Annotated in this window: 13 protein-coding genes and 1 tRNA gene; 8 read left to right on the top strand and 6 right to left on the bottom strand. The window is 71.5% G+C overall.

The genetic code is table 11. The annotated features are described in order from the left end of the window. Window positions 1-15: 15 nt before the first annotated feature. Together N4G70_RS14745 and N4G70_RS14740 are read left to right on the top strand one after the other, a co-directional pair. On the top strand, window positions 16-618 hold the full coding sequence (locus N4G70_RS14745) for a hypothetical protein (RefSeq protein ID WP_261713308.1): 603 nt from the start codon (window positions 16-18) through the stop codon (window positions 616-618). A 45-nt stretch (window positions 619-663) separates the two neighbouring features. After that, window positions 664-1,914, top strand: a complete 1,251-nt coding sequence (locus tag N4G70_RS14740; protein WP_261713070.1) for a copper resistance D family protein — start codon at window positions 664-666, stop codon at window positions 1,912-1,914. A 93-nt stretch (window positions 1,915-2,007) separates the two neighbouring features. On the opposite strand, the gene N4G70_RS14735 is transcribed toward N4G70_RS14740, so the two are convergent. The 3 genes from N4G70_RS14735 to N4G70_RS14725 all read right to left on the bottom strand — a co-directional run bounded on the left by N4G70_RS14735 (window position 2,008) and on the right by N4G70_RS14725 (window position 4,054). Next, window positions 2,008-2,625: a TOPRIM nucleotidyl transferase/hydrolase domain-containing protein gene (locus N4G70_RS14735; protein ID WP_261713069.1), complete on the bottom strand. Its 618-nt coding sequence runs from the start codon at window positions 2,623-2,625 to the stop codon at window positions 2,008-2,010. Between the two features lie 135 nt (window positions 2,626-2,760). Then, complete coding sequence (locus tag N4G70_RS14730) at window positions 2,761-3,492, bottom strand: rhomboid family intramembrane serine protease (protein WP_261713068.1); 732 nt, start codon at window positions 3,490-3,492, stop codon at window positions 2,761-2,763. A gap of 157 nt (window positions 3,493-3,649) precedes the next feature. After that, window positions 3,650-4,054 (bottom strand): glyoxalase/bleomycin resistance/extradiol dioxygenase family protein, encoded by a 405-nt coding sequence (locus N4G70_RS14725; protein ID WP_261713067.1) that lies wholly within the window; start codon window positions 4,052-4,054, stop codon window positions 3,650-3,652. 245 nt (window positions 4,055-4,299) lie between these two features. On the opposite strand from N4G70_RS14725, the gene N4G70_RS14720 reads away from it, so the two are divergent. After that, entirely contained in the window at window positions 4,300-4,947 is a 648-nt protein-coding gene (locus tag N4G70_RS14720) for a cyclopropane-fatty-acyl-phospholipid synthase family protein (RefSeq protein WP_261713066.1), read from the top strand. Between the two features lie 580 nt (window positions 4,948-5,527). Further along, a complete protein-coding gene (locus tag N4G70_RS14715) occupies window positions 5,528-7,867 on the top strand; it encodes a collagenase (RefSeq protein WP_261713065.1) in 2,340 nt (779 codons plus the stop codon). 134 nt (window positions 7,868-8,001) lie between these two features. On the opposite strand, the gene N4G70_RS14710 is transcribed toward N4G70_RS14715, so the two are convergent. After that, window positions 8,002-8,089, bottom strand: a tRNA-Leu gene (locus N4G70_RS14710). Between the two features lie 99 nt (window positions 8,090-8,188). Next, window positions 8,189-8,707: a hypothetical protein gene (locus N4G70_RS14705; RefSeq protein WP_261713064.1), complete on the bottom strand. Its 519-nt coding sequence runs from the start codon at window positions 8,705-8,707 to the stop codon at window positions 8,189-8,191. 193 nt (window positions 8,708-8,900) lie between these two features. Between N4G70_RS14705 and N4G70_RS14700 the strand changes: the two genes are divergently transcribed. From N4G70_RS14700 to N4G70_RS14690, 3 genes are all read left to right on the top strand, one after another. Next, window positions 8,901-10,217 (top strand): DUF2254 domain-containing protein, encoded by a 1,317-nt coding sequence (locus tag N4G70_RS14700; protein ID WP_261713063.1) that lies wholly within the window; start codon window positions 8,901-8,903, stop codon window positions 10,215-10,217. A 97-nt stretch (window positions 10,218-10,314) separates the two neighbouring features. Next, the gene (locus N4G70_RS14695; RefSeq protein WP_261713307.1) at window positions 10,315-10,449 is read left to right on the top strand and encodes a hypothetical protein; all 135 of its coding nucleotides are present in this window, start codon (window positions 10,315-10,317) and stop codon (window positions 10,447-10,449) included. A 78-nt stretch (window positions 10,450-10,527) separates the two neighbouring features. Continuing rightward, a complete protein-coding gene (locus N4G70_RS14690) occupies window positions 10,528-11,712 on the top strand; it encodes a low temperature requirement protein A (protein ID WP_261713062.1) in 1,185 nt (394 codons plus the stop codon). 95 nt (window positions 11,713-11,807) lie between these two features. Here N4G70_RS14690 and N4G70_RS14685 read toward each other — a convergent pair whose 3' ends face one another. Further along, window positions 11,808-12,488, bottom strand: a complete 681-nt coding sequence (locus tag N4G70_RS14685; RefSeq protein WP_261713061.1) for a GntR family transcriptional regulator — start codon at window positions 12,486-12,488, stop codon at window positions 11,808-11,810. A gap of 228 nt (window positions 12,489-12,716) precedes the next feature. Between N4G70_RS14685 and N4G70_RS14680 the strand changes: the two genes are divergently transcribed. Beyond that, complete coding sequence (locus N4G70_RS14680) at window positions 12,717-13,634, top strand: DUF6891 domain-containing protein (protein ID WP_261713060.1); 918 nt, start codon at window positions 12,717-12,719, stop codon at window positions 13,632-13,634. Window positions 13,635-13,737: the final 103 nt, after the last annotated feature.

Genomic DNA, 13,737 nt, shown 5'->3' with positions numbered 1-13,737 from the left:
CTGCTCGACGGGGTCATGGCGATCCAGTTCAAGGTGCTCACCGTCGCGGTCCCGCTCTGGCTGGTCATCGCCACCACCGCCCCGCACTGGCTCATCTCGGTCACGATGCTGCTCAACACCGTCATCGTCATCGCGTTCCAGGTCCGGGCGAGCCGGCACGTCGACACCCCGGCGTCGGGCGCTGTGGCCTACCGCCGCTCGGGGGTCGCCTTCCTCGTGGCGTGCGCGGTCATCTCGCTCTCCGCCGGCCTGCCCGGCTGGGCGGCCGCAACTCTGCTTCTGGCGGCGGTAGTTGTCCATACGGTCGGCGAACTGTGGCATGCCGCGGCCGGGTTCGAGCTGTCTTTCGCGCTCGCTCCCCGGCATGCCACGGGCCAGTACCTCGGCGTATTCGGGCTCGGCGCGGGCCTGGCCGACGCCGCCGGGCCGGCCCTGCTCATCTCCCTGTGCATCACCTGGGGGCGGCCGGGCTGGTATGTCGTCGGGGCCCTGTTCGCCCTGGCGGGACTCGCGGCGCCCGCCATCGTCCGCCGGGCCCTGCGCCGGGGATCTCCGCTCGGGGACGGCGCCATACCGACCACTCGGGACAAAGCGGCACCGATCCCGTCCGAGGTGTGAACCAGGTGACCAACCACCGAGTTACTTAGGTTAGCCTCACCTTTCATGACCCTCGTTCATCTGGCCGCCTCGGCCGGCTACACCACACCCCCGCTCTGGCGAGTCCTCACCAAAACGGGCTATTTCACAGGCTTGTCCGGGGCCATCGGCGCCACCGTCACCTACGCGACGACCGTTCGCCCGGCCCTGCGTACGCCGGGGAACGAGCGCGGCGACGTCGACGTACTGCGTCGCCGGACCGCGCTGTACCTCGCCTGGTCCGGGGTCGCCCTGCTGGTGTCGGGCTACTTCCAGCTCGCCGGGCGCGTGGCGCGGGCCGGAAAGGGCATGCCGTTCGGCGAGGCCCTACTGCCGGGCCGGATCGGGGACGTTCTGACGGCCCCCGCGGCGAAGGGCACATGGGTGGCCCAGGGCGCGATCTACACGGTGCAGAACATCCTCGTCATCCTGGCCTCCGCCACGCTGATCGCGCTCTTCGTTCCCCGGGCGCGCAGACACCTCGACGCGCTCGCCCGCACCGCGCTGCCGCTCGCCCTCGCCGTGACGCTCGTCGGCGCGGTGCCGGCCACCGCGCCCAAGGACGCGGACAAGGTGTTCGACATCCTCTTCGCTCAGACGCACATCATCAGCGGCACGGTCTGGGTCGGCGGTCTGGCCGTCCTCGCCGCGCTCGCCACGAGCCGGGGCCGGCTGAGCGAGAGCGCGGGCGCGCTGTGGGCGGACCTGTGGCGGCGCTTCAGCCTGGTCGCCCTGGTCTGCGTCGGCGCCGTACTCACCTCAGGACTGTGGATGAGCTGGAAGCACGTCGGCGGCATCGGGCAACTGTGGACCACCACCTACGGATTCGTCCTGCTCATCAAGATCGCGCTGGTACTCGCCATGGTCGTGGCGGGCGGGGTCAACCAGTTCTGGCTGATGCCGCGCATCGCACAGGCGCGCCGCACCGACGCCACGGCCTCCCTCCTGCATCTGACGCTGCGTCACTTCCCTAAGGTGGTGTGGGCCGAAGTCGCCCTCGGATGCGCCGTCCTGGCCGTCATCCCCTTCCTGAGCGGCTCCGCCCGTACGGAGGCCGGGGACGCGCGGGCCGTGACGAACGGCGGCATCGTCGCCGTGGGCGCCGCCCTCGTCCTCACGCTCGCGGCGTCCCTCTACATCACGGCACGCGCCTCGGACGCGCTGGGTCGGCGGGGGGACACAAGTGCGGGTGCGGACGTAGAGGCGGATGCGGACGCGGTCACCTTCACGGCCGGGGCCGGGGCCGGGGCCGGAGCTGGGGCCCGAGCCGGGGCCTGACGACCGCGCAGGGGGGCGCCGGCCCGGGATCGTCCCCGTACGACACCTCCTACGCGGCCCCCCTCAAGCTGGCGGCCGCCAAGCGGTCAGGCGTCACACGTTGGCCAGCAGGGCGTCGAGCGGGGCCGGTACGGCGGCGAGGTCGAGGGCCTCCGTCAGGAGACGGCCGTAACGGATCTTGCGGCCCTTCTTCGTGCCGAGGAACCGACGCAGTTGCCGCGAGCGGGGGCGGCCGTGCTGGGCGGGCTGGCGCAGGAAGGTCTGCCAGGCGCGCAGATCGCCCTCGGCCGCCACGATCGCCTCGACCGCGGCCGGGCCCGGCGCACGGATGAGCTCGTCCTCCAGGTCCGCCGCGCACACGAAGAACCCCGGGCGTGGTGCCCGAGCCCGCCGCAGAGCGCGGTCGTAGTAGCTCTGTTCCCGCTCGTCACACAGCCCTGTCAGACGCAGGCCCAGACCGGGCGGGCCGAGGAGGCCGGCGTAGCGGCCCACGCTCATCGCCCCGCCCATCGGCAGGACACACACGCCCTCGGCGCCGAGGTCCCGGCCGCGCCGGGCGGCCAGCGTCTCGACGGCCGCGAGGTCGCTCGGCCCCTCCAGCAACACCGCCGTCCGCAGGCCGAGTTCGGCCGCCAGCTCCGTCGCCCGCCCGCCGGGGCCCCCGGCCGCCCAGCGACCGACCGCCTCCCGGAACGCCCCCATGTCCGCCATGGGACGAGTCTGCGCTCGTGTCGGCCGATACGGCACCGAATATCGCGATGGACCCGGCCGGGCCCGGGCGCCCGCCCACACGGCACCGAGTCGCCCCGGCCGCCGGTCCGGGAGGTGGATGTGGTGGGCGAGACCTCAGAGCAGGCCCAGGTCCCGGAGTTCCTTGTGCAGCTCGGCGCGGCCCGGGTCCGGCGAGGCGGGGGGCGTGCCGCGCCGGTCCAGCGCGGTGGGGGGCGTGGCGCCCGCCACGGGGGCGGAGCCGCGGCCGTCGCGCAGCAGGTAGGCGCCGATCATTCCGCCGACCAGTCCGCCGAGGTGCGCCAGCCAGCTCACCCCGGGGGTGCCGGGGACGGCGACCGTCACCAGGTAGGCGAAGGACGCCGCCATCACCACACCGATGAGCGCGTCGACCAGCCGCCGGTCGAACAGGCCGCGCAGCACCACGTATCCGAAGTAGCCGAAGATCACGCCGCTCGCGCCCACGCTCATGGTGTCCGCGCCCTGGAAGAGCCAGACGGCGAGGCCGCTGGTCATCGCGACGAGGAGGGTGAGCCACACGAACCGCACCACACCCCGGTACGCGGCCAGGAATCCGAAGATGAACAGGGGGCCGGAGTTGGCCTCGATGTGGCTCCAGCCGAAGTGCAGGAACGGCGAGACCAGGATGCCCGGCAGTCGGTCCATGTCACGCGGGATGACGCCGAAGTCCATGTCCAGACGGTAGTCGGACAGCCAGTTGACGACTTGCAGGGCCCAAATGGCCGCCATGAAGCCGAACATGACGAAGAGCGCCTTGCGCGCCTCCGCGATCATTTCGTCGGCGGTCCGCCGGTCCGCCCGTTCCCACCCCTGCGACAACCCGCCCACCGATCCCCCTGCGCACCTGCGGCTGAAATCCTTCGAACGCAATCGTATGGCCGAGGCAGTGCGGCGGGAAACGGACACCGGAGCGCGCCGCGCGGCCACCTCCTCCGCCGCCGCTCTCCGGGCGCGCCCGCCTCCCGCACGCGCGCGCCCCGCGCCCTCAGGGGGCGAGCCTGGCGAGCGCGTTCTTGGTGAGCGGGGTGAAGAAGTTGACGAGATGGCCGTCGGGGTCGCGGAGCAGGAGCGAGCGGTTGCCCCAGGGCATTGTGGTGGGCTGCTGTACGACGTCTTGGACGAGGCCGGAGTCGAGCAGGTCGCGGTATACGCCGTCCACGTCCGCGACATGGAATTCGAGGATGACGCTGCGGTTGTCGGCGGGGTGGGCGGCCCCCGGCGCGAACATCGGGACGGTGCGCGTGCTGCCGATCGCCAGGGTCGCCGAACCGACCCTGAGCTCCGCGAAGTCCTCGGTGGACCAGGTGGCCCGCACCCCCGTGGCCCGCTCGTAGAAGGTGACCAGGCGGGTGATGTCGCCGGTGATGACGCGGATCGAGACGAAGTCCATGAGTTCTCTCCACAGTGGATGGCGTGACGGATGGGAGGGGCTTTGAACCCCCTCCGCTCGCACGCTACGACCGATACCGGACAGAACCCGTCCTATATGCGCGAGAGATCCCCGGCATGGTCCGGCCCCTCGCCCGTGTGCTGACCCTGCTGGAACTCCTGCGGTCCGGCGCGGCCCACCCGCCCGGACTCGGCGGCGGCGGTGGGGGCGACGCCTGATCAGCCGCCCGACCAGCGGAGCCGCCCATGAGCGCGGTGGACGGCACCGGGGCCGCGCCGGCCATCAGGCCTGGCCGGCTTCATCCGCGCGGAAAGCGGATGCGTGCCGCCGAGCGCCCCTGCGAGGCTCCTGCCGACGTCTCCATGCCCGCGCTGGATCACGCCCGGGAGGCGGCGCGAGCCCGTGGCGTCCACGAGCGCCTCACCCTCCACCACGATCAGGCGGAACACTTCGCCGCCGCCCGGGACTTCGACCTGGTCATCAGCGTCGGGGCCGCGCACGCCTTCGGCGGCCTCCTCCCCACCCTCGCGGCGGCCCGCACCCACCTGGCCCCCGGCGGGCGCGTCCTGATCGGCGACGGATTCTGGGCGGACCGCCCCTCGAACGAGGCCGTCGAGATGCTGGGCGACCTCGGCGATCTGCCGGCCGTCCTCGACCTCGTCGCCGCCGACGGCTGGACACCGGTCCAGGCTCACATCAGCACGCGGGAGGAACTGGACGCCTACGAGTGGTCGTGGACCGGTTCCCTCGCGTCCTGGGCCCTGGACCACCCGGGCGATCCGGACGCCGCGCAGGCCCTGGACGCGGCGGACAGGCACCGCACGGAATGGCTGCGCGGATACCGGGACGCCTTCGGCTTCGTCTGTCTGGTTCTGCGCCCGACACCCCACTGAGCCGAACCCCCGCCGCCCCCAACTCCCACTCATTGCCTCCGATTTACCCGCGCGCCCTTCCCAAGCCATGTGACATATGCAATTTTACAGAGCGCACGAGCGAGCCGCGTTCATGCCAATCGATCAGTTCGACCCGTGGGTCATCGGGTCCGCTCCGCCACGCCCCGGACCAGGGACGGCCGCCCTTGGACCGGGGGTGCACCCCGACACCGGGACACACCCCGGGCCGGGGTACGCCCCCCATGCCAGGGGCTCGCCCCCAGGCCGAGGGCGCGCCCCAGCCGGGGCGGTGGCGGAGCGGCCGGATCCCGCGGTACCCCCACCGCCGCGCCCCGGGCGCGGCCTTCACACCGCTGGGAGGCGGCACGTGAACACCACCCGACCAGAGAGACTGAGACGAAGTCTCACCGGCTTCCTGATACTCGCCCTCGCACTCTGCCTGGGCCTCGCCATGCCGGCGCAGGCGAGCCGAGCAGCCGCCGCGAGCCGTACGCCCATCCCCAACTCGCCCGCCGCACCGGCCGGTTCGGGTCACTCGGCGGACAAATCCGTTCCTCAGCCGCTCGGTTCGAAAGCGGACGTGTCCGACCGGTCCGACGCCCGGCACACCCCGCTCAAAGCCACGCAGCTCCCGCCGCAGCAGCCGGTGACCTCACCCGCGCCGCAGAAGGCCGACGGCAAGGCGCCGAACGGCGCCGCCGCGGCGTCCTGCACCCCGGGCGACTTCGGCAGCCGGACGGGATCCGCGCTGGTCACCTTCATCCAGTCGTCGACCACGACCTGCGTGAACACGCTGTTCTCCCTCACCGGAACCGACGCCTACAACGCGTTCCGCGAGGCGCAGATGGTCACCGTCGCCAACGCCCTGCGGGACACCGCGCGCGGCTACCCCGGTGACAACTCGACCAACGTGTGGCAGCTCGTGCTGTTCCTGCGCGCCGGTTACTACGTCCAGTCCAACTACACCTCGGACGTGGGTCCTTACGGCGCGACGCTGGCCGCCGCGAGTGAGGCCGCCCTGGACACGTTCACCGCCTCCCCGCACTTCATGGACGTCAGCGCGGCCAACGGCGACATCATGGGCGAGGTGCTGATCCTGACGGACAGCGCCAACGAGCAGCACCGCTACCTGAACACGTACAAGCAGGTGCTGAACGCCTACAACAGCTCCTACGACGCGTACTGGAGCATGGACAGGGCCGTCAACGACGTGTTCACGCCGCTCTTCCGCGGCCACTGGAACCCGGCGTACATCGCGGCGGTGACCGCCGACCCGAGCATCATCGACACGCTGAGCACGTTCGCCCAGAGCCACCTCGCCAAGCTCAACGACGCGTGGTTCTACCTGGACGCCAACGCGGGCAGCGAGATGGCCCGCTTCCTCGACACGCCCGCGCTCCAGGCCAAGGTGCGGCCGCTCGTCAAGAGCCTGCTGGGTGTCTCCGCCATCACCGGCACGACGGCGCCCCTGTGGGTCGCGGTGGGCGCGATGACGGACGCGTACGACAAGGCCCAGTGCTCCTACTACGGCACCTGCGACTTCATCGGCCAGCTCACCGCCGCCGCACTGCCGATCACCTACAACTGCGACGCCGACCACACCTTCCGCGCGCAGTCGCTGACGGACGCCGCACTCAGCGCGGCCTGCACCAGCGTCAAGGGCCAGGACGCGTACTTCCACAGCATCGTCAAGGACAACGGGCCGGTGGCCGACGACCACAACACCAACATCCAGATCGTGACGTTCGCGAGCCCGAAGGACTACCAGACGTACTCCGGCTGGATCTTCGGCAACAGCACCAACAACGGCGGCGAATACCTGGAGGGCAACCCGTCCGACCCGGCCAACCAGGCCCGCTTCCTGTCGTACGTCAAGAGCGTGGGCGACGGTTTCCCCGGAGACATCTGGAACCTCAACCACGAGTACACGCACTACCTCGACGGCCGTTACGACATGGCCGGCGACTTCAACGCCGGACAGGACGTCCCGGACATCTGGTGGATCGAGGGCTTCGCCGAGTACGTCTCGTACAGCTACCGCGGCATGGCCGACACCGAGGCGATCGCCGACGCCGCCCAGCACACCTACGCGCTGAGCACGCTGTGGCAGAGCTCGTACGCCAACTCCGACCTGAGCCGCACCTACCCGTGGGGCTACCTGGCCACCCGCTACATGGTGGAGAAGCACCCCGCCGACGTCCAGAACATGCTGGCCAAGTTCCGCGCCGGTGACTACAAGGGTGCGTACGCCGTCTACAGCACCGGCATCGGCACCCGCTACGACGCCGACTTCACCACCTGGCTCGACGCGTGCGCGGCCGGCGCCTGCGGCGGTACGAGCAGCGGTCCGACGGCGGCGTTCGACGCTGCCGTCTCGGGTCTGAAGGTGACCCTGACCGACAAGTCCACGGACACCGGCAGCACCATCACCTCGCGCTCCTGGAACTTCGGCGACGGCACCACGTCCACGGCCGCCAGCCCGTCGAAGACCTACAAGGCCGCCGGTACGTACACGATCTCCCTGACCGTCACCGACGCCAAGGGCCTGAGCAACACCACCACCCGGTCCGTCGCGGTGACCGGCGCCCTGCCCGCCTGCACGGACCCGGACGCGCGCCTCATGGGCCAGAACTGCTCCCGCACCGGCCGCACGGCCAAGACGGGCGACCTGGACTACCTGTACCTCTACCTGCCGGCCGGAACGGTGACCCTGAAGGTGACCACGACCGGCGGCACCGGCAACGCCAACCTCTACTACAACACCAAGACGTGGGCGACCAACAAGGCCTACACCGCCCGCTCGACCAAGGCCGGCAACACCGAGAGCATCACCGTCACCAACCGCACGGCCGGATACCGCTTCATCAGCCTGTACGCCCAGAGCGCGTTCAGCGGCGTCACCATCACGACGGCCTACTGACCCCCCACCCGTCCCACCCCCACCACCCCGCCCGGTGCCAACCCGCTCCCCCGAGCCGGCACCGGGCGGCACGCCGTGGGGGTGGGTACGGGGTCCAGAAACGCAGAAAACCCCAGATCAACTGGGGTTTTCGCTGGTGTCCGAGGGGGGACTTGAACCCCCACGCCCGATAAAGGGCACTAGCACCTCAAGCTAGCGCGTCTGCCATTCCGCCACCCGGACAAGGTGTTGTCTTCGCGTCGTGTTCCCCGCGGCGACATAGAGAACTCTACCAGGGGTTCGAGGCGCTGTTCACCCGCATATTGCGTGGTCAGGCGAGCGTCAGGCCCTGTTCGCGGCGATCCAGTCGTCGTTCGCCTGCCAAGCGTACAGAGTGTTTCCCTCCATGTACGCGTAGTGCAGACCGCAGCGCGCCGAAGTGCGCCGTTCGGCGTTCCTGGGGAACCAGGAGGCCTTGATGGCCGGGGGGTTCGGGGTCGCGGCCGCTTGATGCGGCTTGCAGTCGGCGGGCAGGGCCGACGAGGGCAGGGCGGCCTTCAGGAGGCGGTCGCCTCCGGTGGTCTTCATCGCGTACTCGACGCGCTTCGCACCGTCGGGAAGCCAGCGCGGCACCGAGGCGCGGTCGGCCTTCGCCTCCTTGCCCGAGCTGTAGGAGGCGGCCTGGTCGTGGCGGTTCTGGAACCAGTCCTTCGCCGCCGGCACGGCCACCACGGCGGCGAAGCCGAGAGCCACGGCGACCGAGACGACGGTGATCACGACGTTTCGGGTACGGGTCCGGGCGCGGGCGCCGGTATCCGTACCGGTGGGGTGCTGGGAGGTCCGGTCAGTGCTAACGGACATGGCTGGCGCTCCTGGGGGTCGGTCGGCTCGGGCGGGATCTCGGCGGGCGGTGCCGGGCGGCGCGGGCCTCCCTTCCATTGTTCGGGCGCGGATGTACGGCCGCGTACTCCGTGAGGACCAATGTGTGTACGACTGTGGGACCACCCGGTGGCGTGGCGGCATCAGCACTGCGATGCACGCCTAGCCTCGCCGGGTGACCAAGGGCAACGGATATCGGCGGCCGCGTGCGCTCTCGCCGCTGCGGGAGCATCTGCGCGACACCTTCTGGTTCGCGCCGACCGCGGCCATGGTGCTGGTCTTCGCGCTGTGGGCCGGCGCGGCCGAACTGGACGCGGCGCTCGTCGGGGCGCTCCAGGACCACCGGCAGTACGAGGAGGTCACGGAGCTGATCCGTATCGCCGACGACGCCAAGCCCGTGGTCAGCACGGTCAGCTCCGCGATGATGACCTTCATCGGTGTCGTGTTCAGCATTTCCCTGGTCGCGGTCCAGATGGCGAGCGGCCAGTTCACCCCCCGGGTGGTGCGGATCTTCATGCGGTCCCGCATCACCAAGCTGACGTTCGCGGTCTTCCTCGCCACGTTCACGCTGTCGCTGCTCGTCCTCACCTCGTTCGAGAGCGACGCCGACGCGCGCCTGGTGACCACCGTTCCGTTCCTCCAGAGCGTGCTGACCCTGCTCATGGTCGCGCTGAGCCTGTTCCTCTTCATCGCGTACGTGAACTCCACGCTGCGGCTCATGCGGGTCGGGCACGTCATCGACCGGATCACCGGCGAGTCCCTGCGGGTGGTCGACACGATGCCGCGGGGCGACGTCGACCCCCGGGACCTGGGGCCGGAGATCGGGCGGATCGGGTACATCGGGCCGGCCGGGGTGCTGCGGGACGTGAACATCGCCCGGCTGGTGCGCGCCGCCCGGCGTCAGGGCGTGGTGCTGCGGCTGCTCCCCCGCCTCGGGGACTTCGTGGTGCCGGGCACCGAGCTGCTTTCGGTGCACGGTGGCGGGGAGGGCAGGGCGCCGTCGCGGGGCGCGCTGCGCTACACCGTCTCGGTGGGGGTGGAGCGTACGTTCCACCAGGATCTCGGGTTCGGGCTGCGGCAGCTCTGCGACATCGCGCTGCGGGCGCTCTCCGCCGCGATCAACGACCCGACCACCGCCGTGCAGTGTCTCGACCGGATCGTCCAGTTGCTGTCGGCGCTGGCGCACCGGCCGCTCGGCGCGGTTGCCCACCCGGACGGCGACGGGGTGGTCCGGCTCGTGCAGGACGTGCCGGACTGGTCCGATGTCGTCGATCTCGCCTTCTGTGAGATCCGGCTGTGCGCGGTGGGGAGCCCTCAGGTCACCCGCCGCATGATGGCGGGCCTGGACGATCTGCTGCGGCTCGCGCCCGCCTCTCGTCATGAACCGCTTGTGCGGCAAAGGGAGTTGCTCGCGCGGGCGGTGTCGCTCGCTGTGCCGGAGGAGGCCGAGCGGGCCTTCGCGCTGGAACCGGACCGGCAGGGCATCGGGTGACATCGCCGAGCCGGTCCCGGTCCCCATTCCGGTCCCGGTCCCCCGTCGGGCCCTCGGTCACGGCGCGTACGAGGAGTTCGCCGCCCACGAACGCCCCGTGCCACGAGGCACCGAAGCCGCCGAACTGCACCAGTCCGGCCGCACCAGGATCCGCGACATCGAGGCCAACCCCCACCCCATCTGCCGGGAGGTGGTGTGGGCCCCCATCCGCGCGGAGCCGCCCCGGAACTGAGACGGTCCGGGGCGGCTCCGCGCTGCTCGGCTAGGGTGTCGGCCGCACATTCGCGCGACATGCCTGCTGGGGGAACGTATGTCAGTCGTCGATGCCACGACGGTGGAGGCCGAGAGCGCCACCGGGCGCCGGGTCTCCACCCTGGAGCTCTTCTTCGACCTCGTCTTCGTCTTCACGATCACACAGTTGACCGTGCTGCTCACCCATGACCTGTCCTTCACCCAGGCCGGCCGGGTCCTGCTGATCTTCGCCGTCCTGTTCTGGATGTACGGGGCCTACGCCTACCTCACCAACCAGGTCCCGCCCGAGACCAACGCCCGCCGGTTCTCCCTGATCCTCGGCATGTGCGGCTTCCTCACCTGCGCACTGGCGATACCCGGGGTGTTCCGCACCAGTGGCGTCGCGTTCGGCCTCGGCTTCCTCCTGGTCACCGTGGTCCACAGCGCGCTGTACGCCCTGGCGCACGGCCGATACGTGCTGAGCTTCGCGCTCACCAATGTGCTCTCGGCGCTGTGTGTGACGGCGGCCGGCACCGTGCACGGGCGGGCCGGGGAAGGGCTGTGGCTGGCCGCGCTGGCGCTTCAGGCGATCACGCCGGTCCTGTCCAGCCGGGTCACCGCCGACGTGGGCGGCGAGCGGGTGGCGGTGACGGGCCGCGTCGGCACCCTCGACCCGGCACATTTCGTGGAGCGGCACGGGCTGCTGCTCATCATCGCTTTCGGCGAATCGGTCATCGCGATCGGCATCGGCGCGGGTGAACTCGCCCTGACCTGGGGCCTGTTCGGGGGCGCGGCCCTGGCCCTGGCTCTGGCGGCGGCCCTGTGGTGGACGTACTTCATCCGGGACGAGGAGGCCGCCGAGCACGCCCTGCGGGCGGTGTCGGGGCGCGAGCGGTTCCGGGTGACGATGCTCGCGTACTACTACAGCTTCGTGCCGATGCTGCTCGGGGTCGCGGTGCTGGCGGCCGGGGTGAAGAAGTCCATCGGGCATCTGCCGCAGCAGCTCCCCACCGCGCCCGCCGTCGCCCTCGCGGGCGGGGTGGCCCTGTTCCTCGCCGGGAACGTCGCGTTCCGCGCGGCCCTGCGCATCACACCGCTCGGCTACCGGGCGGCCGGCGCACTCGGCGCGCTCGCCGCGGTACCGCTGGGCACTCATGTCTCCTCCCTCACCGAGCTGTTCGCCCTGGTGCTCGTGCTGATCGCGATGCTGCTCGCCGAGGCGCGGTGGGCCCCCTGTGCGCATGAGGAGCGGGCGGGCGCCTGATCCGGGGTGGGTGCGCGCGGGGGCCCGGGGTGCGCACGGGGGCCGGGGCGCGTGCGCGGGCCGGGGCGCGTGCGGGGGCCGCGGCCTGGCGGCGGTCAGGTCCGCTCGGACCGCTCGTGGTAGGTGGTGCGGGTGTGCTCGGTGTGGGCGCGCATGACCTCGGTGGCCCTGCGCTCGTCGCGCGCCGAGATCGCGGCGATGAGATCGCGGTGCTCGATCCAGGACTGCTTGCCGCGTCGGCGCGCCACCGGCGTGTAGTACCAGCGCACCCGCCGGTCGACCTGGGCCGCGAGCTCGGCGAGCACCACGTTTCCGGCGAGCTCCATGACCTTGGCGTGGAAGGCGGCGTTGGTCGCCACCGCCAGGTCCACGTCGTCGTCCGCGACGGCCCGCTCGCCTTCGGCGCACAGGGCCTCCAGCGCGGTGATCCCGGCGGATCCCGAGTTGGCCGCGGCGAGCCGGGCCGCCTCGGCCTCCAGGAGCGTACGTACCGAGAGGAGTTGGTCGGCCTCCTCCTCGGTGGGCTCGTGGACGAAGGCTCCCTGTGCGGGCCTGAGGTCGACCCAGCCCTCGGTGTTGAGCCGCTGGAGCGCCTCGCGCACCGGCTGCCGGGACACCCCGAGCTGCCCGGCGAGTTCGCTCTCCACCAGGTGCTGGCCGGGGCGCAGGGCCCTGGTGGTGATCAGATCCAGGAGGGCCTCGTAGACGCGCTCACGCAGCGGCCCGGGCCGCTCCAGCTTGGGCACGGTTCCCTGCGGCAGTCCTGCGGACACCATTGGTTTCCCCTCCAGCACCACGGGCGACTCCAGCACTACGGGCGACGAGCCGGTTCACGGAAATTGGCTATCGTCTACAGTCTACGAGCGCAATCCCCCTCATCTCCTGTCGTCCGGATTCCGTAGGGCGGCGGCCGGGGTTTGGCCTGGATCCGGCGCGCCCCGGCCGCACCAGGGGGCTCGGCCCGGCCGGCCGGGTTGTCAGTGGCGCGTGCGACAGTGAGCGACATGCTTGCGATCGCAGTGGATACGGAGAGCGGCCGGCGGCACACCCGGGTCACCGCCGGGCAACTGGCCGAGCTGATCCGGCGGATCGGTGACGAGGACGACAGGTTCCTGGTGGTCCAGCGCATCCCCGATCTGCCGGATGTCTTCATCCAGGTGTGGCACGAGGCCGGGGAGGGCTACACGCTGGAGTACCGCGACGGCGGGCCCGAACGGCACTTCCGGGCGCTGCCCGACGAGCCCGGCCCGGTGGTCGCGGCCATGACCGGGTGGGCGCGCGCCGGCGAGGGGTGGGAGGCGGGCCTCGACTGGCAGCGGCTGGAGTTCGAACCCGCCCCGCCGGTACCGGAGTTGGAGCTGTCGCGGGAGGATCTGGGGCTCCTGGAGACCCGGGTGCGCGAGGTGACCGTGGGCGGTTACGCGACCCGCAGGGAGTTGGCGGAGCTGGCCGAGGACTATCTCGTGTCGGGCGATGTCCACCCCGTATCGCCCGCGCAGGCACAGCGGTTGGCGGACCGCATATGGCTGGAGCGCGTGGCGGAACAGGCCGCCTGGGAGGGCGAGACGGACCCCGAGCGGATCACTCGGGCGTTCGCAGCCCTGGAGGCGGCCGGTCTCACCGCCCGGGAGAACTTCACCTGCTGCCGTTCCTGCGGCCAGTCGGAGATCGGCGGGGCCGGCTCGCCGGATGCCCGCGGCTTCGTCTACTTCCACTCCCAGGCGACCGACGCGGCCGCCTCGGGCCACGGGCTCACGCTGATGTACGGCGGGTTCGACGGGTCGCCCGGCACCACGGCGGCCGTGGGCCGGGAGGTGGTGGCCGCGCTGGAGCGGTCTGGTCTGGCGGTGGAGTGGGACGGCGACCCGGGCTCGGCCATCGACATAACCCCGCTCGACTGGCGGCGACGCCTGGTCGGCTGAGCCCCTCCGGGCGGCGTGTCGCGGCTGGGCCACCGGGCGGCGTGTGGCGGCCGGGGCCCAGGGCGGTGTGTCGCGGCCGGGGCCACCGGGCGGCGTGTGGCGC

Source organism: Streptomyces sp. ASQP_92, assembly GCF_025399895.1.
Taxonomy (GTDB): domain Bacteria; phylum Actinomycetota; class Actinomycetes; order Streptomycetales; family Streptomycetaceae; genus Streptomyces.
The sequence above is the reverse complement of the archived record's forward strand: the minus strand, read 5'-3'. Positions and strand labels throughout refer to the sequence as shown.